This is a genomic window from Thermosynechococcus sp., assembly GCF_025999095.1.
Taxonomy (GTDB): Bacteria; Cyanobacteriota; Cyanobacteriia; order Thermosynechococcales; family Thermosynechococcaceae; genus Thermosynechococcus.
The window spans coordinates 218,448-240,301 of the sequence record NZ_AP024678.1 but is presented as its reverse complement, the minus strand read 5'-3'; the positions used below and the strand labels follow the sequence as shown (position 1 = coordinate 240,301).

Genomic DNA, 21,854 nt, shown 5'->3' with positions numbered 1-21,854 from the left:
GATTTCTCCTCCGCGGAACCCATGCGCAACTCTACGCCATAACCGTTATAACCGTTGAGAATGAAAGCGATGTCCAAGTTAAAACTGAAACGTGCTAGACGGCAAAAGCGCCCGTTACTAAACCTCGACTGGCAGCCCAATTTCCGTTGGCGATCGCCCGCCCTTGTCGCCTGCATTCCCCTAGCTTTAATCATTGTGACTGTTTGGGGAGTGGCTGCGCAGGCTCAGGATAAACCCCTCACCCCTGAAGACGTTCAAGGAGTGCTCAATACTATTTGGGTATTGGTGGCAGCAATTCTCGTGATTTTCATGAATGCCGGCTTCGGCATGTTGGAAACTGGCTTCTGCCGCCAGAAAAATGCTGTCAACATTCTTGCTAAAAACCTAATTGTTTTTGCCTTGGCCACCCTTGCCTACTGGGCGATCGGTTTCTCCTTCATGTTTGGTACCGAGGGCAATGCCTTTATCGGCTCAGGGGGCTTTTTCCTCAGCAGTGAAAACCCAGAAACCTATGGCCTGAAGCCCTTCCCAGAAGGACTGGTCATTCCAGTGGCGTTCCTCTTCCAGGCAGCCTTTGCAGGCACAGCGGCGACGATTGTCTCCGGCGCCGTGGCGGAGCGCATTAAATTCATTGACTTTTTGATTTTTAGTCTGCTGCTGACGGGAATTTCCTATCCCATTACCGGTCATTGGGTCTGGGGAGGTGGCCTGCTCAGTAATATCAGCTTCCTGGGCGAGGGGGTGGCTTTCAAGGATTTTGCCGGTTCAACCGTTGTCCATGCAGTGGGCGGTTGGTCTGCGTTAATGGGGGCCGCTTTTTTGGGGCCACGGATTGGCAAATATGCTGCCGACGGTACTCCCCAAGCCCTACCGGGGCATAACATGGGCTTTGCTATGCTGGGGTGTTTGATTCTTTGGATTGGCTGGTTTGGCTTTAATCCTGGCTCACAACTGGCTGCCGACCAAGCCGTCCCCTACATTGCTGTAACCACCAACTTGGCGGCGGCAGCCGGTGGGATTGCGGCAACAATTACCGCTTGGCTAGCTATTGGTAAGCCTGATCTTTCCATGATTATCAACGGTATTCTGGCGGGCCTGGTGGCCATTACAGCAGGCTGTGCAGGTGTATCTTACTGGAGTGCCGTGATCATTGGTGCCATTGGCGGCGTCATTGTGGTCTATTCTGTGCTCTTCTTTGACCGCATCAAAATCGATGATCCCGTCGGTGCCACCTCTGTCCACTTAGTCTGTGGCACTTGGGGTACCCTAGCCGTTGGCTTGTTTGACAAAGAGTTAGGCTTGCTCACCGGCAATGGGGTAACTCAATTGATTGCTCAGATCATTGGTATCTTGACCATCGGTGGCTTTACTGTGCTCCTGACCAGTATCTTTTGGCTAGCCTTAAAACAAACCCTTGGTATTCGCGTTTCCGAGGAAGAGGAACTTAAAGGCTTGGACATCGGCGAGCATGGCATGGAGGCCTACAGCGGTTTCTTGAAGGAGTAACTCGCCCGCCAATAAGTTTGGGGTCGTACCACGCCGCTGGACGATCCCATTGTCCTAGGTGGTTTTTGCTGTCCTCGGCTTTTGAGGGCAGTTTTTTTAATCTCTGCTTTTGATCATCAACAGCAGGGGAAGTGATCTACTGTCAGGGGATTGCTGCAGATGCTGCCACAACAGCGCCGTCAATATTGATTTCTGCGCCAGTGGTGCAACTCAACGCGTCAGCAGTAAAGATGACAGCTACTGCAGCGACTGCCGCAGGCAGTCCAAACTGTCTTAAGGGCGGAACATGGCCATACTCTCGTTCTGAGCCAGTGCCAAGGATGGGTTCTCCCATGGGGATAAGGATTGCTGCTGGGTGAATAGAATGACAACGCACGTTCATCCCTTGCTGAGGGCAATACAAGGCAATGGTTTTGGTGTGATTGCCACCGGCGGCTTTACTTGACGCCTAGGCAGCGGCTGCCGGTATGCCAACAGGACCTGAACGTGGCGAAATGTGAATGTATCGAGCCAGGACCACCCATTGCCCGGATGGCGTATTTGCACCCCAGAAACATGCCGTCAAAGTTTGTCCCATCAACTCAGCCCCAAGCTTTAAGGGAGGCATTTTCGGGAGCGCGAGAGACGGTATTTTCCTCTCGCCAATTCCAAGTGCGCCACCAGTGAGCAGGGCAACTTTACCTTCTAAATGCATTGAATCAATCTCTTCACAACAAACGGTCTAGGGGCTGGCTGCTGCAACGATCCAACCCTTGTGTAGAGTATGGGCCTTATTGAGCAGTTTTGAGCATTTTCAATCCTTCTGATCAGGGTTGTAGGTCTGAAAGGGTACAGCTGGCGTAGGCTGCATTTGAGATAAGCTACCCTATAGCAGCAGTACATTAGGGAGTTTTGGATGGGCGATCGCGCCATGGCAGTACGGGTGCGACAACACGTTAACCCTCTCAGTCAAAAATTCCAGCAGGACATTGCTGTTCCCGATTGGTCAAGGATTTACGAGCAACCTTCGCAGCCTTTACATCTGGATATTGGCTGTGCAAGGGGGACATTCTTGCTAGAAATGGCAGCACTTTACCCAGAGCAAAATTTTCTGGGTCTGGAAATTCGCTACCCGTTAGTGGTCGCTGCCAATGAGCGGCGCGATCGCCACCAACTTCGGAACCTCCACTATCTTTGGGGCAATGCCAATGTCCACTTGCGCAAAATTCTCAGCGGCCTTCCCCTGCACACCGTCACGATCCAGTTTCCAGATCCCTGGTTCAAGCGCCGTCACCATAAACGCCGCCTCGTCACCCCTGAACTGGTGGCCACTCTTGCTGAACTCCTGCCCGCTGGTGGACATGTTTTCCTGCAGTCGGATGTTTTTGAAGTGGCTGAATCAATGGTGCAACAGTTTCGTGCCCATGGCGCCTTTCGCTCAATCTGTCCAGATTGGTTACCCCAGAGCCCTTGGCCCATCGCGACAGAACGGGAAAAATGCGTCCTCAATAAAGGATTGGCCGTTTACCGCTGGCAATTTGAGCGGTGTGCTGTCTAACTGGTCTTGAGATACTGCTGCCAATGAGCAACAATTTCTGGGGAGCCGTACCAAGGGGCATCGGGGCGATCGCGCCAACGGCTGCGCGGCGCATGCAGCACATCTTCATAGACCAGATTCTCTGCCCCTTCGAGGTGGGCGGCTGCCACTGGTGTCACCCCATCTCCCCAACAGGCACCTTCGCCACAGGTGAGTTTATAGCTTTGATACGTAAACCAATTGGCAAAGGAGCCGCGTGATGTCCCATAGATTGCTTTGCCCGCCAGACACACATAGCGAACTTGCGCGTAATAGGCACCGGGGTAGGTGGTGTTAACAAAGTCGAGATTGCGACGGGTCCAACGCTCCTGACTCCGATGGGGAGTACCCAACGTAATTAGTGTGTGCACCCATTTGTGACCTGCCCAAACTTTGCCATCATAGGGTTGATCCCCTAGGTAAATGCGGCTAATCCAGCCCCCCGCTGAATGACCAATGAGATGCACAGAAGGGGCCCCTGTTTCATTCAGAACACGCTCAATGGTGGTATCGAGAGCCCGCAGAATTGGCGCCACCGATCGCCCTCCCAATGTGGGCAACCACGAGCGTCCCCTGAGGGGGACCACCTCCACCACAAACCCCAACTGCCGCAGATAATCCCGCAATGGGTAGTAGTCAGGGGCAGCCGCTAAATATCCCGGTAGAACAACGACAGGCAACACAGGCGCTAACTTGCTTGAGGCGTTGCCGGGAAGTGTATCACATTTGGATAGACGGAAATAATAAGTCCCTCGCGAGCAAGCAGCGTCTGCGGAAATTTTGCCCGTGCCAACTCGCCAATGCGATCTAAACAGTCATCATCATGGCTGGGATCATGGTGAAACAAAATCAGTTGCTTGACCTGGGCTGCTTGGGCAAGCTTAACCGCCTCCTGCCATGTGGAATGCCCCCAGCCCACCTTGCTCTGCTGTGGGTGATAGTATTCTTCATCGGTATAGGTGGCATCGTAAATCATCACATCCGCGCGATCCGCCAGGGCAAACGCCCCCGGATGTAACCCATCCGGCAAATGCTCCGTATCTGTAATATAGGCCACATGAATGCCCTGCCAACTGACACGGTAGCCCACCCCCCCGCCCGGATGATTCAGAGCCTCATTACTCACCACCACACCGCCGCCTAGGGGTACCTGCTCCCCCACCTGCAAGTCATGGAAGTGCAAATCTCCGCCCATAATTTGCAACGGAACGGGAAAGTTGGGGTGGAGCATTTGATCATTCAGTCGTCGTTCAATGCCCTGACCATTTTTCCCCGGCACTGCATAGATATGGAACTGATTTCCCGGTACAAAGGCGGGTTGAAAGAAGGGAAACCCCTGAATATGGTCCCAGTGGGTATGGGTAAAGAATAAGTGTGCCGTCACCGGCTGTTGGCCCATTAAGTGCTCCCCAAGAACCCGCAAACCTGTACCACCATCAAGGATGATCCGTTGACCATTGGCTTGAATTTCCACGCAGGGGGTGTTACCACCGTAGCGGACAGTGTGGGAACCGGGACAGGGAACACTGCCGCGCACGCCCCAAAACCGAATGGTAAGTGGGTTAAACATGGACATATCGCAAATCTTGATCGTAGTGTGCCACAGAAAACACGCTTGACTTGTGATATGGATCATCCTCCTGCTGTGACGCTAGACGTTGATAGAGTAGGGCCTAGCCGCCCCCAGGCTTGGCAAAAAATCTTTTCTAAAATCCGCCAGGCGAGTGCATATTTGCAAAAACATCACTGGCTAAGTGAATAGAGGATTGTCTCGGGAGGGAAGAGAAAATATGCCTTGGGAAGCAACCCTGAAGCAGGAAGAACAGGAAACCCTAGATATTCTCGGCTTCTCCTATGGGCTAACAGCTCTCGATGAATGGCAGTAGCCCCTAACCCCCTATATCTCAACCCCAGTCATCCCGTGGGTTGGCCCAAAAATTGCTGTTCTCAAGGCCCAAGAAGAACCCTACCCCCCTATACTGTCCTGTGGTACTATAGCCGCCCTATTCCCTGCCAAAAATTTGCAAATTTTTAGCAATAGTTGACTGCCCCTAGAAAGGGGGAAGTGCGGTGCTTTGTGGGAATCAACAGTCCTCATTAAGAAAAAAAGGGGTCGTCGCAATGACTGACCCCGCCTGCCGATTCCTCAGAGAGGAGAACACTGAGACTTAGCCTAGATCAAATGAGAAAAAATGTCAATAAGCTCCAAGAAAAAAGTTTGCCCAGGCTCCCGAGTCCTCTTTTGCCCGCGGATGCCAAGCCGTTAGAAACCGTTAGAAAGGTTGCCAACGCTGAGGGAGTCCTAAGGGTTTAACCTTAGCCTAGGAGAGCAATTGCAGTTGCTCAATCACAGGTTTGGGCGATCGCGGTATCTGTGGCGTGTCTTGACTCTCCGGTGCAGGATTGCCCTCAAGGGTTTGGAGTGCCGCCAGCAGATCCTGCCGCAGGGGTTCAAGATCGGGGCGATGATCTAGATACAGTTGCAGCGCATGGCTGGGGTCAAGGCATTGTTCGAGGGCAACTTCTGGCAGCCGGGCAATGGGCTCACTATTGGCAAGTTGGGGCAGGAGGCTGATGCTATGGGCGCTTTCAAGAGCCTTTTGTAACTCATGGAGGTTAATCAGGGGAATTTGATCGGGGCGCAGTTGATACATGACCCGCACCACGGCTTCAGTGATGTCCACGCTGGCGATCGCCGCCAAGAGGGCAGCTTGGGGATCGAGTTCCACCTCTGTCAAGTCCACACGAATTGTGCGGAAGGGGCGGGTGGGTAGGGGACAAAACTGAAATTCTGTTTTCCCTTTGACGAGGTTCACCAAGACATAGCCCTTTTCTTCCCCCTCTTCGCCAAAATCCACCCGCTCAATACTGCCGGGATAGACCACGGGTGGATCGTGACACAGGACTTGATGGCGATGGACATGACCAAGGGCAACGTAATCAAAACAGGGGCGGGCCAAGAAACTGAGGGGAATTGTAAAGCCTTTGCCTGCACTCAAATAGCGTTCAGAGCCGTACTGGGCGGTGTCCACCATCGCATGGGCAAGTAAGACGGTAGGTAAGGCAGGATCGAGTTGGCGAATTTCCCCCTCAAGGGCAAGGTGGAGCCGCTCTAGGAGCAGTTGATGCACATCCGCAAGGGAAAGGCCACTGGTTTCCGGCCGCGTGAGGAGTGTCGATCGCGTTAACCAAGGGAGGGTCATGACTTGAACACTGCCCTGGCGAGTTTCAATGCGATGGGTGGCCAAGCGATCGCCCACAATAAAGCCGGGTACCCCCAGGGTGCGATAGAGACTGAGACTGGCGCCCCCCTGTCCTTGGGCGTGCTGATCGTGGTTGCCCACCAGCAAAACCGTGGGAATCTGGGCATCCGCCAGGCGGCGAAACTGCTGGGCAAAGGCTTGGTGCACTAGGGGAGGGGGAGTGGCGTCGGGAAAGGCATCGCCTCCAAAAAGCACCAAATCAACGGGTTCACGCAGAGCACGGTCAATACAGGTGGCCAGAGCAGCAATAAAATCCTCAAGGCGCGTGTTCAAGCCCGTGGCAGGGTTAATGTGGCCATGACTGAGGCCACTGCCAAGGTGGATATCAGACACATGGAGAATTTTCATACCAATCAGGTAATGACTGTGGGGCGATCGCGACCCGTTAAGCCTTGGATATTCGCCACTTCATTGGCCAGTTGAATTAAAGCGGCGAGTGCCACTTGGGCATCGAGGTGTTGCTGGGAAGGATGGGGTTCAAAGCGCTCCAAATAGACCCGCAGCGTTGCCCCTTGGGTTCCTGTGCCTGACAGGCGATAGACAATGCGGCTGCCATCTTCAAAAATGAGCCGAATGCCTTGGTTTTGGCTGACGCTGTGATCCACAGGATCGGTATAGCTGAAGTTATCGGCAGTGGCAACGGTATAGGCCCCCAGGCGCTGACCTACGAGGCTGGGCAGTTTTTGCTCCAGTTGGCTCATTAACGTGTGGGCGCGATCGCTCTCGATGCCCTCATAGTCATGGCGCGAATAGTAGTTGCGGCCATAGGTTTGCCAATGGGCTTTGACAATCTCGGCCACAGAGGTTTGGCGGACGGCCAAGATATTCAACCAAAAGAGCACAGCCCAGAGGCCATCTTTTTCGCGCAGGTGGTTGGAGCCAGTGCCAAAACTCTCCTCACCGCAGAGGGTTGCTTTACCGGCATCGAGGAGATTACCAAAGAACTTCCAGCCCGTAGGGGTTTCGTAACAGTCAATACCCAGCTTAGCAGCAACGCGATCGGCCGCTTGACTGGTGGGCATCGAACGGGCAATCCCCGCTAATCCATCTTTGTAGCCGGGCACAAGTTGGGCATTAGCCGCCAGAATAGCTAGGCTATCACTGGGGGTGACAAAACACTTGGCCCCCAAGATCATGTTGCGATCGCCATCGCCATCGGAGGCAGCCCCAAAATCCGGCGGCTGCTCACCAAACAGTTGCTGCACAAGGTCACGGGCATAAACCAAATTGGGGTCGGGATGACCACCGCCAAAGTCGGGTAGGGGCACGCCATTTTGCACCGTGCCCTGGGGAGCTCCCAAGCGCTTTTCCAGAATTTGCTGGGCGTAGGGTCCTGTAACCGCGTGCATGGCATCAAAGACAAGGCGCAGCTTCCCTGTACGAATCACCGCGGCAATGCGATCAAAGTCAAAAAGGGTCTCCAGCAGCGCTTGATAATCAGCCACGGGGTCAATGACTTCAACAATCATTTCACCCAAGGGAAACTCCCCAAGGGTGTGCAGATTCACATCGGGGGCAGTGTAGATTTTGTAGTGGGTGAGGGCAAGGCTGCGCTCATAGATCGCATTAGTAACTTTTTCGGGAGCAGGCCCCCCATTGGCAATGTTGAACTTGACGCCAAAATCCCCCTGGGGCCCGGCGGGGTTGTGACTGGCTGAGAGAATAATGCCCCCTACTGCCCCATACTTGCGGATCACGCAGGAGGCCGCTGGGGTTGAGAGAATCCCATTCTGCCCCACCTTGACCCGGGCAAAGCCATTGGCTGCTGCCATTTTGAGGATGACTTGAATAGCTGTGGCATTGAAGTAGCGACCATCGCCCCCTAAGACAAGGGTTTGCCCCTGCGGTGCCTCAATGGTGTCAAAAATTGCTTGAATAAAGTTTTCCAGGTAGTGGGGCTGCTGAAAAACAGGTACTGGCTTACGCAAGCCAGAGGTGCCAGGTTTTTGATCCTTGAAGGGAGTGGTGGCAAGAACTTGAATACCCATTAGGAGACTCCACAAGGGGACTGTCACTATAAGGGCAGCTTAGTCGGCTCAAGAATCGTGGTCAAGACCCAAAACAGAGGCATCCTCAGGCAGCAGTTGATGCCCTAGCAGATGGCCTGGGCGGGAATTTCCGCTTACGTCTGCGTCTGCCCTAGTTGATTTTCTGAGAGACTTGTCATCGCCCCTAGACGCTTGCTACAATCATAAAGCACTTTCAAGCCGGGATAGCTCAGTTGGTAGAGCAGAGGACTGAAAATCCTCGTGTCGCCAGTTCAATTCTGGCTCCTGGCATTAGCTCTAAGATGCGCCTTGTTTCCCTCCTGCCCAGTGCCACAGAAATTATTGCTGCTCTGGGGTTGCTGCCGTTTCTGGTGGGTCGCAGCCATGAGTGTGACTATCCGCCCGCGGTCAAGGCATTGCCTGTCTGTACCCGGCCTAGGTTAGATGCCCAACAGTCGAGTTTAGCCATTGAGCGAGCGGTTCAGGATCTGCTGCAAGCGGCCTTGGGCATTTATGACTTAGAACTGGCGACTCTGCAGGCGCTAAAACCCACCCACATTATTACCCAAGATCAATGCGATGTGTGTGCGGTTACCTTGGCAGATGTCCAGCGGGCGATCGCCGAACTCTGGGACTCGCCGCCGCAGTTAATTTCCCTCCAACCCCATTGCCTTGAGGATGTCTGGGAAGATATCCGACGGGTGGGTCTGGCCCTTGGGGTTGCTCCAGACCCCCTACTGAGTGCCCTGAAAGACAGGATTCGCGCCTGTCAAAGCCGGGTGAGCGATCGCCCGCGCCGCCAGGTGGTAACCATTGAATGGATTGACCCCCCCATGGCCAGTGGCAACTGGATCCCAGAATTAATTGCGCTGGCGGGCGGTGAAAATCTACTGGGTACCGCCGGAAAGCATTCCCCCTACATTGAGTGGTCAACCCTGCTGGCGATCGACCCCGAAGTGATCCTTGTCATGCCCTGTGGTTTTGACCTGGAACGCACCCAGCAAGAACTTGACCAAGCCCTGCAAACCTATCCCCAGTGGCAGCAATTGCGTGCCCTGCAAAGCGGTCAAGTGTACATTGTGGATGGCAACGCCTATTTCAACCGTCCGGGTCCTCGCCTGGTGGATTCCCTAGAAATTCTGGTTGAGATTCTCCACCCCTGCCCAGAACCGAAATTCCGCGGCCGGGGTTGGCGGCCATACGTAGTACCCTCCATGGCAAAAATGTCAGACTAACGATAAATGTGAAGAAAAGATAAAAATGACCCGTTGCAGATTTGGCGATTTCGCCTAAGATGGGGGAAACTCAACTGATCTCATTGATCCCCCGCCGTTGTCCCAAATACATCAATAGGCAAGCTTCCTATGGCAATTGGTTATCTAGCGCTGGTTTTGCATGCTCACCTCCCCTTTGTCCGCCACCCCGAGAGTGACTACGTTTTAGAAGAAGAGTGGCTCTTTGAGGCGATTACCGAAACCTACGTGCCCCTGATCCGCATGTTTGAGGGGCTAAAGCGTGACGGCGTAGACTTCAAAATCACAATGAGTATGACGCCGCCATTAATTTCAATGCTGCGGGATCCGCTGTTGCAGGAACGCTACGATCAGCACTTGGCAAAACTAGAGGAACTGGCGGAACTAGAGGTAGAGCGCAATACCTACAATGGCCATATCCGCTACCTCGCCGAGCACTATGCCCAAGAATTCAACCGCGTACGGCAGACATGGGAAAACTACGATCGCGACCTCGTCAAGGCCTTTAAGCAGTTTCAAGACACTAATAACCTAGAAATCATTACCTGTGGCGCCACCCATGGCTACCTGCCCCTAATGAAAATGTATCCTCAAGCGGTGTGGGCACAACTACAGGTGGCCTGTGAGCACTATGAGCAAACCTTTGGGCGTCCACCCAAGGGCATCTGGCTGCCAGAGTGCGCCTACTACGAAGGTCTAGAGCGCATGCTAGCAGATGCTGGTTTGCGCTATTTCATTACCGATGGCCACGGTATTCTCTACGCTCGTCCCCGCCCTCGCTTTGGCACCTATGCGCCCATTTTTACTGAAACTGGGGTGGCTGCCTTTGGCCGTGATCACGAATCTTCCCAGCAGGTGTGGTCATCGGAGGTGGGCTATCCGGGGGCACCTGAATACCGTGAGTTTTACAAGGACTTGGGTTGGGAAGCGGACTACGAATACATCAAACCCTATATCATGCCCAATGGCCAACGCAAAAATACCGGGATCAAGTACCACAAAATTACTGGGCGTGGCCTTGGTCTAGGGGAAAAGCAGCTCTATGACCCCTACTGGGCACGGGAAAAAGCTGCCGAACACGCTGCCAATTTCATGTTTAACCGCGAAAACCAAATTCGCTACCTATACCACCTGATGCAGCGTCCGCCGATTGTGGTCTCTCCCTACGATGCTGAACTCTATGGCCACTGGTGGTATGAAGGGCCTTGGTTCCTGGACTTTCTCTTCCGCAAGGTCTGGTTTGACCAAGACACCTTTACCATGACCCACTTGGCAGACTATCTACGCGCCCATCCCACCCAGCAGGTGTGCCGTCCTTCCCAGTCCAGTTGGGGCTACAAGGGCTTTCATGAATATTGGCTGAATGACACCAATGCTTGGATTTACCCTCACCTCCATAAGGCTGCTGAACGGATGATTGAACTGGCCAAGGGGGAGCCGTGGGATGAACTGAGTTGGCGTGCCCTCAACCAAGCGGCACGGGAATTGCTCCTTGCCCAATCCTCAGACTGGGCCTTTATTATGCGCACGGGAACGATGGTGCCCTATGCGGTTCGCCGCACCCGTAGCCACCTGATGCGCTTCCACAAGCTCTACGAGGACATTAAGGCACAAAAGATTGATGCCGGCTGGCTGGAAAAGGTGGAGGCGATTGACAATATTTTCCCCCACATTAACTATCGGGTCTATCGCCCCCTGTAGTCGCAGCAGTGTTTAGAGAAGGCGTTTAGAGAACGCCAAAGCCTTTGCGTTTCTTTTGCTTCTTGGGCTTTTTGGCAGTCTGAGCCCGTGCTCCTCGACCCATGGGGGTCATACCCGGCATACCCATGCCCGGAAAGCTCCCTTGACCCATCTGCTGCATCAGCGATCGCATGCGTTGGAAATCGCTGACCAACTTTGTGACATCGGCCACCTGATAACCGGCACCTTTGGCAACCCGTTCACGGCGACTGGGGGAGCTGGCAAGAAGTTCAGGATTGCGGCGCTCTTCGCGGGTCATGGAGTTAATCATTGCTTCTGCCCGTTTGAGTTGCACTTCCCCCTGCTGGAGTTGCTCCGTTGAAATTTTATTCATGCCGGGGATAAGCTTCATAATTCCCGCCAGGGAACCCATATTTTTTAGCAAGCGCAGTTGCTTGAGGAAGTCATCAAAGTCAAACTGGGCTTCGAGGATTTTGCGGGACATTTTTTCGGCATCGGCCAAGTCCACTTCCGCTTGGGCTTTTTCGACAAGGGTGAGGACATCCCCCATCCCTAAGATGCGCGAAGCCAAGCGATCGGGATAGAAAGGCTGGAGAGCTTCGACTTTTTCACCAACACCAATAAACTTAATCGGCTGTCCAGAGACCTGACGCACCGAGAGAGCTGCGCCGCCGCGTGTATCGCCATCTAGCTTGGTGAGAATGGCTCCCGTAATCCCCACCTGCTCATGGAAAGCACGGGTGAGGTTGGCCGCCTCTTGCCCGGTCATGGCATCCACCACTAGGAGGGTTTCGTGGGGTTGGACCGCTGCCTTAATGGCCGCCAGTTCTGCCATCATCTCGGCATCAATTTGTAGGCGCCCCGCAGTGTCAATGATCACGGTATCCACACCCAGTTCCTTGGCTTTGGCCACCCCTTGGCGAGCAATTTCCACAGGGCTAACCTCTGTCCCCATTTCAAACACGGGCACATCAATTTGTTTACCAAGGGTCATCAACTGGTCAATGGCAGCAGGACGATAGACATCGGTGGCTACTAAAAGGCTGCTACGACCTTCTTTGCGCAAGTGCAGGGCGAGCTTTGCGGTGGCGGTGGTTTTCCCCGTTCCCTGTAAACCCGCCATGAGAATGATCGTGGGCGGTGACTCCACGTGAGCAAGGGGACTGTGGGATTCCCCCATGACCTCAACGAGGGCATCATAAACAATTTTGATAAATTGCTGATCGGGACGAACCCCGGCAATGACCTCAGCACCGATCGCCCGCTGCCGGACGTTTTCAATAAAGTCTTTGGCGACCTGTAGGTTGACATCGGCCTCTAAGAGGGCGCGGCGCACTTCCCTAAGCGCTTCCTGGATATTGTTTTCCGTAATTTTGTCTTGACCCCGTAGGGTTTTCCAAGCAGATTCAAGGCGTTCGGCAAGGGCGTCAAACATGGATTACAGCTCAAGGGGTGACAATCATTTTATTAGTCTTAGCGTATTTATCGTAGCAAACCGTCTTCCCCGTACAGTCTTTGCTGCCGATTAAGCAAGGGGCTGCAAGTTGCAATTTGTAGCAAAGTTAGCAGTTGCAGTCAACCGTATCCGCTAGGCTTTCACGATAAAATGAAAGCACGAGGGTTGGAGTCTTTTTGCGGCAAGGTTCTATAAAGACTCTCTATGAAAGGCTCTGATCCGTGGGAGGTGTCCGATGCTTGTGATCCTCACCCAAAATCAGATTTTACCGTCACAGTCTGTGTGTCAATCCTGTTTATTGGCCGATCGCCAAGGCCAACCCCGCTGGCAGGAGGGTCAGCTTCGTTGTGGGGCCCCCCTAGGGAGTACCGCTGCAGCGGGATGCCAACACTTTCGCTGTCAAATGGGGTTTCATCTAGTGGCGGTTTCCGATTTGCCGACGCCTCTAGAGCAAGATCATTGAGGGAAATCGCCACAAAGGAATATCAATGCGGGAATTTGACAACTACGATCCGGGAGACTTTTACGACGAGTGGTTTCTTGCCAAAGGACAGCCACGCCCTTTTATTGAACCGCTGTTGCAACGGGTGCGATCGCTCCCAGCGGGACAGCTCCAACAGCGCCAAAAAACAGCACAACAGGTAATGTTTAACATTGGCGCCACGTTCACGGTCTATGGTGCGGCTGAGGGCACGGAGCGGATCATGCCCTTTGATATTCTGCCGCGGGTCATTCCCGCCCAAGAGTGGCAAGCCCTTGAACGGGGTCTAAAGCAACGGATTGGAGCACTCAATACCTTTATTGCTGATGTCTATGGCGATCAAAAAATTATTAAGGATGGTGTCATTCCCCGGGAGTTGATTGAGTCAGCTAAGGGCTATTTGCGTCCCTGCCATGACCTGAAGCCCCCAGGAGGGATTTGGTGCCATATTACGGGTACCGATTTAGTGCGCGATCGCGATGGCACATTCTATGTTCTAGAGGATAACTTGCGCTGTCCTTCGGGGGTCTCCTATGTGCTGGAAAACCGCCGCGTGATGAAAAGCACGTTTCCCCTGCTTTTCAGAGAACTGCACATTCAACCGGTGGACGAGTACCCCAGCCGTCTACTGGAAACCCTGTTGAACCTTGCGCCCCCCGGTCTACCGGATGCGACAGTGGTGGTACTGACGCCGGGAATATACAACTCCGCCTATTTTGAGCATTCCTTCCTTGCGCAGCAAATGGGGGTGACACTCGTGGAAGGGCGGGATCTGGTGGTAGCCGATGGTTACCTCCAAATGCGTACCACCAAGGGGCTTGAGCGGGTGGATGTGGTCTATCGCCGCATTGATGATGACTTTATCGATCCAGCGGTATTTCGTCCCGATTCGGTCCTAGGGGTGAGGGGTCTGGTAGAGGTTTATCGCCAAGGGCGGGTGGCGATCGCCAATGCCCTCGGAACTGGTGTGGCCGATGACAAGGTAATTTATGCCTATGTGCCGCAAATGATTCGCTATTACCTCGGTGAGGAACCCCTACTGCCCAATGTGCCCACGTACCTGTGCTGGGAGCCGCAACAGTTAGACCATGTGCTCAAGAACCTCGATTCCCTCGTGGTGAAATCTGCCAACGAGTCCGGTGGCTATGGCATGCTGATTGGTTCTCAAGCGACGGCTGAACAGCGGGCAGAATTTGCAGAACGCATCAAAGCCAATCCCCGCAACTACATTGCCCAGCCCACTCTTTCGCTGTCGCGCGTGCCCACCCTTTTGGGGGGTGAAATTGTTGGCTGCCATGTGGATTTACGCCCCTATATTCTGTACGGCAAGGAAATTTATGTCCATCCTGGTGGTCTGACGCGGGTAGCAATGAAGCGCGGCTCATTGGTGGTGAATTCATCCCAAGGGGGAGGGAGCAAGGATACTTGGGTGCTCAATGAGTAGCGCCGTTTTTTGGGGCAATGGGATGCTAGCGGTAAGGCACCACCTATGTTAAACAATTATTAGCTATTAGCCAACGCTGATCGGTGAACTTAGCCTAAACTTGCTGAGGTACTGAAGGAACTTAAGCCCATGAATGAATTTGAGACAGCCCCAACCACAGAAACCACCCATACAGAAAAGCCTATTTTTGAACCAACGCCGCCGCCAGCACCCTTAGCGGAAGTAGAGTCTCAGACAGCGACGCCAAAGGTTGGTGGTCTCACGGATGAACAGTGGCAACAGGCTCGCGAAAAACTCTATTGGCTCCTCACAGTCTTTCCCGATCAGGTTAGTGAATTTCTGGGCGAATACCAGCAGTCCCTGCGTACCCTTCTCATCATTCTCGCTACTGTTCCTTTTGTGGCACTGGCGGTTGCCATTTTGGAAGTGGTGAATGCGATTCCCCTCCTAGGGCCGACCTGTGAACTCGTGGGCTTTGGCTACACCTGTTGGTTTCTCTATCGCTATGTCCTCTTTGAATCGGGTCGCCGTGAATTGGGTCAAAGGGTGAACGAGTATAAATCCCGTATCCTTGGCAATCAAGGCGGTAGTTCTTCCTAAGGGGATGCATGCGGCTGCACTACCTCCAGCATGTCCCCTTTGAGACCCCCGCCCATATTGCGCAGTGGGCGATCGCCCGGGGGTTTGATTGGCAAGGCAGTCATCTCTATGCGGGTGAGCCGCTACCCGCATTGACGGAGGTAGATGCCCTGATCGTCATGGGTGGCCCCATGGGGGTATACGATGAGGCGCTCTATCCGTGGTTAGGAGCTGAAAAAGCCTTTTTGCGGCAGGCGATCGCCAACGGATTACCCATTTTAGGGATTTGCCTGGGTGCTCAACTGTTGGCACAGGTCTTAGGGGCAACGGTCAGCGCCGCACCCACGAAGGAAATCGGCTGGTTTCCCATTGAACTCACAGCAGCCGCCCAAGCCCATCCTTGGTTTCAGGATTGGCCACCCCAACTGACGGTGCTGCATTGGCATGGGGATATGTTTAGCCTACCCACGGGCGCGATTCGCCTCGCCAAAAGTGCCGCCTGTCCGCAACAGGGATTCCTGTGGGGCGATCGCGTTGTTGGTCTGCAGTTTCACCTAGAAGTGACGCCTGCCAGTCTTGGGGAGTTGATTCAGCACTGTCAGCACGAGCTGGTCCCCGATCGCTACATTCAATCGGCCACAGAAATTCAAGCCCAAGCAGGGCAAACAGCACTCTTGGCTCCCTATCTGGAACGTTTTCTGGAGCGCTGGATTCAGCAGTGATCATTACCAGTCGCCAGAATCAATTGGTGCGCTCGATTCGGAAGCTGCACCACCGCAAATATCGCCAAGGGCACTTGCTTTTAGAGGGGACTCATCTAATCCAAGAGGCACTGGTAAGTGGCTATCACTTATCTGTGGTTTGCTATACCAGTGCTTGGCAAGCTAAACAATCTCCAACATTTTGGCAGCAGCTTCTCCACAGGAGCGATCGCGCCGTTGAAGTTAGTGAGGAAGTCCTTGCTGCCCTTTGTACAACAACCACCCCCGATGGCGTCGTCGCCGTTGCCGACTATACACCCCTGCCTACCTTGCCGCTCCAGTCTTTGGGGCTGTGTTTAGTAACGCTTCAAGATCCGGGCAATTTGGGAACGATTATTCGCACCGCTGCCGCAGTGGGGGTTGAGGGTCTATTGCTGACCTCCGATTGCGTCGACATGACCCATCCAAAAGTGTTGCGCGCTAGTGCCGGTCAATGGTTTCGCCTACCCATGCAAACTGTTACCGATGGCTTAACAACCCTCAAGGCCTATCAAGCCCAAGGATGGCAAATTGTTGTCACACTACCGACGGCGCCCCTGGTCTACTGGCAAGGGGATTTCCGTCAACCCACCTTGCTGGTCATGGGCAATGAAGGCCAAGGATTACCCCCGGCCTACCAAGATCGCACCTTTACGGCACTGCGGATTCCTCAGGAGCCAACTGTCGAATCCTTGAATGTGGCGATTGCTACGGCAGTGCTTTTGTATGAGGTCTATCGCCAACGCTGGCTGGACTAAACCACAAAAAAGTTGAGAACGCCCACCACCAGCACTAGGGCAATCCATAGCCCGGAGCCAAGGAAAATTAACTGCCTTGAGCGATCCCAATCCTGGGGAGAGGCATAGGCCACGGGTACACCGATCACCATCACAAAGGACAGGATGACGAGGGCAGCCAAGGCCAGTTGAAACAAAATGGTCATTGTTGCTAACTCCCAAATCTTATCAGCGGCAACGGTAGTAAGTGACTACCTCTGAAGTAGCATTATCGCCCATTTGTTGACCCTAAGCTAGGCAGGGAGCTGAGTTCCTGTAACAACTACTGCCACCCCTGCGCCAGCCACGATCGCGGATCGACGCACTCGCCATTGACGTAGAGTCCCCAGTGGAGATGGGGGCCTGTGGCGGCACCCGTATTGCCAACGGTGCCAATGACTTCCCCTGCCTCAACCATTTGTCCCTCTTGAACGCGGATTTGATCAAGGTGCAGGTAAATCGTCAGCACCCCCTGCCCATGATCAATACCGACCGTGTTGCCATGGATCAGAAACCCTTGAGATTCTTGCCCCACGAGAGCAACCCGTCCCCGCTGCGCTGCCACTACCGGTGATCCCTTGGGGCCTGCATAGTCAATGCCGCGGTGGAAATAGTCCTTGGCAAAAACGCCGTTGTAATACCGCCGCACACCGTAGGGGGTGGTTACAGGGCCAGTGTTGGGACGCACAAAGGCGCCCTGCCAGAGTCGTTGGGGGGTGACCAGTGCCTTAAAGGCATCCACGCGATCAAATTCAAAATCTGTGCCTGAGGAGTCCTTGCCCGGTGGTAGCCAAATGCGTTGCACAGGAAAGGCGCGATCGCCCACCCAAAGCAGCAGATGGCGGGTTTGATTTCCTGAGCGAATCACTAAGGAACGGCGGCCGGGTGTCTGGAGCGGTGTTGTTGCCACAAAAGCACGCCATTGCTGGGGGCCAATGGAGAACACCGGCAGTGCTTTGCCCGCCACCTCTACCGTGGGAGCTTCTGGAGCATTGACCACAATGGCCAGTGTATCTCCTAAAACAGGGCGATCAGGACTGATGCTGACTGTAAGTGGAATCGTCACTTGACTACTGGCCGGCACAATGGTGGCAGGGATAATGGCGCTGACCAGCCACGGGAGAAGGTGATTGCCCATAGTTCAAGAAATAACTGACCTCTATGTTAGATGCTCATAGATTGGGTTTCAAAGGCAAAACCATGGAAAAAAGCCGCCAGTAGTATAACCGACGGCTAAACCGCTAGAGGACATTTGGAGAATGATCAGGGCGCTTTAACGGCGGCGGGGCACTTTGGCAAGGTAGTCAATATCAGCCGCACGCAACTGTTGGGCATAGCGAGTTTTGGGCGCGATCGCTGCTGCCAAATCGCGGTATTTGCGGGGGTCGCCCTCCGGTAGCCGCCGCTCCTGGAACTTGCGATCGTAGAATTTCTCCAGCGCAAACCGCCAATCTGTCTTGGTGGTACCCACTTTGTCGCGATATTCAAAGCCATAGCGCGGCGTCACGAGGTTAAAGGGACGTCCCTCCATCCGCTTGCGCTGATAGGGCACCGTAAAGTCACCAAAGGCATTGGTGTATTCCTCACTGTCGAGGAGGGCATCGACAAAGCCATAGAAGCCAAGGGTGCCAATTTTAATTGACCAAGCAATTTTTTCCTCTTCGTTGTAGGCACTGCGCCCCAAGAACCGCCGCAGGCAAACATCCACCAAGCGGTAGTTGTCGTTTACGGCCACCACTGTATTGTAGAAGCGCTCTGATTTGGCCAAACCGCGAATAAAGTCCCGCACCGTAATCACTCGGTTCACTAATTGGGATTCCAAAGTGATTTGACGGTTAAAGGCCAAGGTGGCATGCTCACTAAACACCTGCCGATAGCAGGCCCAGATCACCTCCCGAATTTCCGAGGCGGAGGCTGCATCCTCAAGACGATAGATATAGGGGGTATCTTCGTTTTGATCGGCAATGCCAAAACTAGCGACGCGGTGGTTTTGAGTTGTGGGTTTGTAGGCGAGTAGAGGTAAGTCCATGGATCTCTCCCAAGTCAAAGAGTGAAACAATAGCTAGCGCAGCGGAAAGCTCGCCGTCGGGTTGATCGAGGCCGGGACAGTCGGGCGATCGCGCCGTGTGGTATCAGGGATTTGCACATTGGCGGTGGAGACCGGCTTGAATTGCACGGGCGTCACCTTGACCGATCGTGCCATCTCTAGGAAGTTGCGGATGTCGCCCCACTTGTAGCGACTGTTCTCTAACTTATCGCGCCAGTAGTCACTATAGCGAGGGGTCACCAGATTAAACGGGCGATCTTTGTAGCGGCGACGCTGATAGGGCACCGTGTTATCGCCAAAGTTTTGCGTATATTCGTCGCTGTCCACCAGGGTATCCACAAATTTCTGCCAACCATCGGTGGCAATGCGAATGGACCACGCCAGTTCTTCATTTTTGTTGTAGGGAGCACGTCCAAGCAGCCGCTTTAGGGCAATTTCCACCAAGCGATAGTTGGAGTTCGTCTCCACCACCAGGCGGCGGAAGGTCTCTGATTTGGCCAAGCCGCGAATAAAATCCCGTACCGAGATGGCACGATTGGCCAATTGTGATTCCAAATGGGGCTGGCGGGTACTCTTGAGGACCACGTGTTCGCTAAATACCTGGCGATAGGCTGCCCAAATCAGTTCCTCAACATCCGACTGATCCACTGCATCCTCAAGGGAATAGCGCCAGGGGGTTTCTTCATTGGGTACTTCGTAGCCCGGTACCCGCTGATTTTGAGAACTGGGGGCATAGCTCAGCAAGGGAATCGTCATGGCTTACACCTTTGGTTGAGAGGGCAAATAACGGTAGGGCAACGCAACAGGCACCGGTTTGACGGGGGTGGGCGGCAGATCCCGTTCTTGGGCAGTATTGGGAACCCTCACCAAACTTGAGGTGGCCCGTGCCACATGGCGTTGCGTATCGAGGGTGGGCACCACGATTGAACGCGCCATAGACAGGAAGTTGGCTGGAATCGCCCCTCGGACAATTTGCTTGTCGAGTGGCCCTGAACCGTAGTAGCGCGCTTGATAGTAAGAACGGCCACCCAGGGAGATTTCCTTGTTGCGCCAGTAGTCGCTGTAGCGGGGATTAACGAGGTTAAAAGGACGGGCCATGCGCCGCCGCCGTTGGTAGGGGACAATATCGGCACCAAAGTTTTGCTGGTACTCGTCGCTGTCCACGAGGGCATCAATAAACCCTTCTAGGCCACGGGTGGCAAGGATAATCGACCAAGCAATTTGCTCCTGCTGGCCATAGGTGGGGCGGCCAAGGAATCGCTTGAAGGAAATATCCACAAGGCGGTAATTGGAGTTGACGGCTGCCACTTGCTCGCGATAGACCTCCGACTTACCCAAGCCACGGATAAAATCCCGTACGGAAATGGCACGGTTGCGGAGTTGAGATTCTAGGAAGGGCTGACGGTAGGAGGCCAAAATCAAGTGCTCGCTGAAAATCTGGCGATAGGCTGCCCAAATTAGGGCATCCACATCTGCGGCATCGGTGGCATCGCTGAGGCGGTAGATGACGGGATCATCCTCGGCGGGGACTTCATAACTGACCACCCGCTGGTCAAGGGTTCTGGGCTTCACAGCCAGCAAGGGTAACGACATAACTTTCCAATCCTCTAGGTGTGCATCGATAGAGAGTCCCTCTGGAGGGCAAGTTGACAACGGGAACGCACCACAATATCGGGGTCGCGATCGCTCAAATGATTGAGGAGTGAACGCACCGCTTCCCGAATCGCACGGGCCGCCGCCTGCTGATGCAGATGATCAAGGGCAACGCCCACAGCATAGCGAACCGCCCAATCCGCTGCTGCACTGTTGCGTTGGAGAACCGCCAGTGCCTCCTTTAACTGGGTCTCTCTTGCCGTCTCCTCAGGGATTAAGTGCCAGCGGAGCGTTCCCAAGGCCTTTGTGGCGGCGCGGCGAACACTGGGGGCAAAATCCGACTGCGCAGCAGCCAATAGGACCTGCAGGGCGGCGGGATGACCAATACTCCCCAAGACACGCACCCCATAGGCACGGGCACCGTAGTTATACCCATCCAACTGTGCCAGCAGCGGCTCTACAACAGCATCCCCAAGGGCAATCAGACCTTCCACAGCAGCTTGGGCGGCAGCGGGGTTGTTGTACCCCAAAACGGCAATCAGTGTGGGAATGGCAGCGGTGTCTTTTTGCTGGGCAAGCTGAATCACCGCCTGCCGCAACGCCGGCCCAGAGCTGGCGGTCTCAACAGCATGGATATAGGCATGGAGGTCACTCACAGCAGTTGATCCAATCCTTGAAAGAGGGAGAGGGTCTGGGGTAGTGGGGCAGCCTGCCGCAGTTGCTTCCCTAGGATGCCGTGGAGGGCAATGAGCTTGAAGCTGGCCTCAACACCCGCCTGCAAAATAGCCTCCGCTGCTGGCAGATACCCCATTGCTCCCAAATCTAGAAGTGCTGTCCGCCGCAGTTGCACATCTTCACTGTTGAGGGCGGCTAGGAGGCGATCGCCATACACCGCGTCCCCCGTCAGCTGAAAGAGGGCCCGCGCAGCGGCAAATTGCACTCGCGGCATTTCATGGGTCAAGAAGGGCTCAATGAGGGCAATGGCTTCGGTAGCGCCAAGGTGACCCAGGCTTTCAATCACGGCTGCCACTGGCTGCACCAGATGCGGGCGACCGGGGACAAGCTGCGCCATCGCCACACCGCCTTCTAGGAGCGATTGTAGGGGAGCGATCGCCCGCGGATCTCCCAATTGGCCGAGGGCAATAGCCGCCGCCTCCCGGACATAAAAATCCTCACAGCGCAAGCACTCAATCAACGCCGGCACAGCTTGGCGATCGCCTAGCTTACCCAATGCGCGGGCGGCATTTCGCCGTAGGGGGTAGCCCCCCAATTCTGTGCGATCGGCTTCATCGGCCAAAGCCGCAATCAAAGCGCTGACAATGGCCTGCCGCTCCGCTGCTGTCGCGGTTTCTAGGCCAAACTTCCCCAGCCACCACGCCGCATAGTAGCGGAGACTGATATCCGTCCCCTGAAGCTGCGCCAGCATTTGGGGAACCGTCAGCTGTACCGGTTCAGAGACCGCCGTCATTCCC

22 protein-coding genes and 1 tRNA gene are annotated in these 21,854 nt (G+C 54.4%); 10 read left to right on the top strand and 13 right to left on the bottom strand.

What is annotated here, in order from left to right:
• Positions 1-84 precede the first annotated feature (84 nt).
• Positions 85-1,506 carry an ammonium transporter gene (locus Q0W94_RS01165; protein WP_399372436.1) on the top strand — a complete coding sequence of 474 codons (1,422 nt, stop codon included), beginning with the start codon at positions 85-87 and terminating at the stop codon, positions 1,504-1,506.
• 142 nt (positions 1,507-1,648) lie between these two features.
• Here Q0W94_RS01165 and Q0W94_RS12245 read toward each other — a convergent pair whose 3' ends face one another.
• Positions 1,649-1,909, bottom strand: coding sequence for an SDR family oxidoreductase (locus tag Q0W94_RS12245; RefSeq protein WP_315863078.1), 261 nt, complete (start codon positions 1,907-1,909; stop codon positions 1,649-1,651).
• 492 nt (positions 1,910-2,401) lie between these two features.
• Between Q0W94_RS12245 and trmB the strand changes: the two genes are divergently transcribed.
• Positions 2,402-3,043: a tRNA (guanosine(46)-N7)-methyltransferase TrmB gene (gene trmB, locus Q0W94_RS01160; RefSeq protein ID WP_297760017.1), complete on the top strand. Its 642-nt coding sequence runs from the start codon at positions 2,402-2,404 to the stop codon at positions 3,041-3,043.
• On the opposite strand, the gene Q0W94_RS01155 is transcribed toward trmB, so the two are convergent.
• The 4 genes from Q0W94_RS01155 to Q0W94_RS01140 all read right to left on the bottom strand — a co-directional run bounded on the left by Q0W94_RS01155 (position 3,040) and on the right by Q0W94_RS01140 (position 8,312).
• On the bottom strand, positions 3,040-3,744 hold the full coding sequence (locus Q0W94_RS01155; RefSeq protein ID WP_297760015.1) for a triacylglycerol lipase: 705 nt from the start codon (positions 3,742-3,744) through the stop codon (positions 3,040-3,042). The genes trmB and Q0W94_RS01155 overlap by 4 nt on opposite strands.
• 5 nt (positions 3,745-3,749) lie before the next feature.
• Positions 3,750-4,631, bottom strand: a complete 882-nt coding sequence (locus Q0W94_RS01150) for an MBL fold metallo-hydrolase (RefSeq protein ID WP_315863077.1) — start codon at positions 4,629-4,631, stop codon at positions 3,750-3,752.
• Between the two features lie 751 nt (positions 4,632-5,382).
• Complete coding sequence (gene sbcD / locus Q0W94_RS01145; RefSeq protein ID WP_297760011.1) at positions 5,383-6,672, bottom strand: exonuclease subunit SbcD; 1,290 nt, start codon at positions 6,670-6,672, stop codon at positions 5,383-5,385.
• Between the two features lie 5 nt (positions 6,673-6,677).
• Positions 6,678-8,312: an alpha-D-glucose phosphate-specific phosphoglucomutase gene (locus Q0W94_RS01140; protein WP_297760009.1), complete on the bottom strand. Its 1,635-nt coding sequence runs from the start codon at positions 8,310-8,312 to the stop codon at positions 6,678-6,680.
• Positions 8,313-8,530: 218 nt separating this feature from the next.
• Here Q0W94_RS01140 and Q0W94_RS01135 point away from each other — a divergent pair.
• The 3 genes from Q0W94_RS01135 (at position 8,531) to Q0W94_RS01125 (ending at position 11,266) form a co-directional block, all read left to right on the top strand.
• Positions 8,531-8,603 (top strand) — tRNA-Phe (locus tag Q0W94_RS01135).
• Between the two features lie 11 nt (positions 8,604-8,614).
• The gene (locus tag Q0W94_RS01130; RefSeq protein ID WP_297760007.1) at positions 8,615-9,547 is read left to right on the top strand and encodes a cobalamin-binding protein; all 933 of its coding nucleotides are present in this window, start codon (positions 8,615-8,617) and stop codon (positions 9,545-9,547) included.
• A 129-nt stretch (positions 9,548-9,676) separates the two neighbouring features.
• The gene (locus Q0W94_RS01125) at positions 9,677-11,266 is read left to right on the top strand and encodes a glycoside hydrolase family 57 protein (protein WP_297760005.1); all 1,590 of its coding nucleotides are present in this window, start codon (positions 9,677-9,679) and stop codon (positions 11,264-11,266) included.
• Between the two features lie 25 nt (positions 11,267-11,291).
• On the opposite strand, the gene ffh is transcribed toward Q0W94_RS01125, so the two are convergent.
• A complete protein-coding gene (gene ffh, locus Q0W94_RS01120; protein WP_297760003.1) occupies positions 11,292-12,701 on the bottom strand; it encodes a signal recognition particle protein in 1,410 nt (469 codons plus the stop codon).
• A gap of 256 nt (positions 12,702-12,957) precedes the next feature.
• Between ffh and Q0W94_RS01115 the strand changes: the two genes are divergently transcribed.
• From Q0W94_RS01115 to Q0W94_RS01095, 5 genes are all read left to right on the top strand, one after another.
• Positions 12,958-13,185: a hypothetical protein gene (locus Q0W94_RS01115; RefSeq protein WP_297760001.1), complete on the top strand. Its 228-nt coding sequence runs from the start codon at positions 12,958-12,960 to the stop codon at positions 13,183-13,185.
• A 25-nt stretch (positions 13,186-13,210) separates the two neighbouring features.
• Complete coding sequence (locus Q0W94_RS01110; protein ID WP_297759999.1) at positions 13,211-14,647, top strand: circularly permuted type 2 ATP-grasp protein; 1,437 nt, start codon at positions 13,211-13,213, stop codon at positions 14,645-14,647.
• Positions 14,648-14,776: 129 nt separating this feature from the next.
• Positions 14,777-15,247: a CAAD domain-containing protein gene (locus Q0W94_RS01105; RefSeq protein WP_297759997.1), complete on the top strand. Its 471-nt coding sequence runs from the start codon at positions 14,777-14,779 to the stop codon at positions 15,245-15,247.
• 8 nt (positions 15,248-15,255) lie between these two features.
• On the top strand, positions 15,256-15,948 hold the full coding sequence (locus Q0W94_RS01100; protein WP_297759995.1) for a type 1 glutamine amidotransferase: 693 nt from the start codon (positions 15,256-15,258) through the stop codon (positions 15,946-15,948).
• Positions 15,948-16,724, top strand: coding sequence for an RNA methyltransferase (locus tag Q0W94_RS01095; protein WP_315863140.1), 777 nt, complete (start codon positions 15,948-15,950; stop codon positions 16,722-16,724). The genes Q0W94_RS01100 and Q0W94_RS01095 overlap by 1 nt, the downstream gene beginning before the upstream one ends.
• On the opposite strand, the gene psbZ is transcribed toward Q0W94_RS01095, so the two are convergent.
• From psbZ to Q0W94_RS01060, 7 genes are all read right to left on the bottom strand, one after another.
• The gene (gene psbZ, locus Q0W94_RS01090; protein ID WP_297759991.1) at positions 16,721-16,909 is read right to left on the bottom strand and encodes a photosystem II reaction center protein PsbZ; all 189 of its coding nucleotides are present in this window, start codon (positions 16,907-16,909) and stop codon (positions 16,721-16,723) included. The genes Q0W94_RS01095 and psbZ overlap by 4 nt on opposite strands.
• Positions 16,910-17,025: 116 nt before the next feature.
• Positions 17,026-17,880, bottom strand: coding sequence for a M23 family metallopeptidase (locus Q0W94_RS01085; protein WP_297759989.1), 855 nt, complete (start codon positions 17,878-17,880; stop codon positions 17,026-17,028).
• 135 nt (positions 17,881-18,015) lie between these two features.
• Complete coding sequence (locus tag Q0W94_RS01080; protein WP_297759987.1) at positions 18,016-18,771, bottom strand: phycobilisome rod-core linker polypeptide; 756 nt, start codon at positions 18,769-18,771, stop codon at positions 18,016-18,018.
• 33 nt (positions 18,772-18,804) lie between these two features.
• A complete protein-coding gene (locus tag Q0W94_RS01075; RefSeq protein WP_297759986.1) occupies positions 18,805-19,545 on the bottom strand; it encodes a phycobilisome rod-core linker polypeptide in 741 nt (246 codons plus the stop codon).
• 3 nt (positions 19,546-19,548) lie between these two features.
• On the bottom strand, positions 19,549-20,382 hold the full coding sequence (locus tag Q0W94_RS01070) for a phycobilisome rod-core linker polypeptide (protein WP_297759984.1): 834 nt from the start codon (positions 20,380-20,382) through the stop codon (positions 19,549-19,551).
• 14 nt (positions 20,383-20,396) lie between these two features.
• Entirely contained in the window at positions 20,397-21,038 is a 642-nt protein-coding gene (locus tag Q0W94_RS01065; RefSeq protein WP_297759982.1) for a HEAT repeat domain-containing protein, read from the bottom strand.
• Positions 21,035-21,850 carry a HEAT repeat domain-containing protein gene (locus Q0W94_RS01060; protein ID WP_297759980.1) on the bottom strand — a complete coding sequence of 272 codons (816 nt, stop codon included), beginning with the start codon at positions 21,848-21,850 and terminating at the stop codon, positions 21,035-21,037. Before Q0W94_RS01060 ends, Q0W94_RS01065 begins: the two co-directional genes overlap by 4 nt.
• Positions 21,851-21,854: the final 4 nt, after the last annotated feature.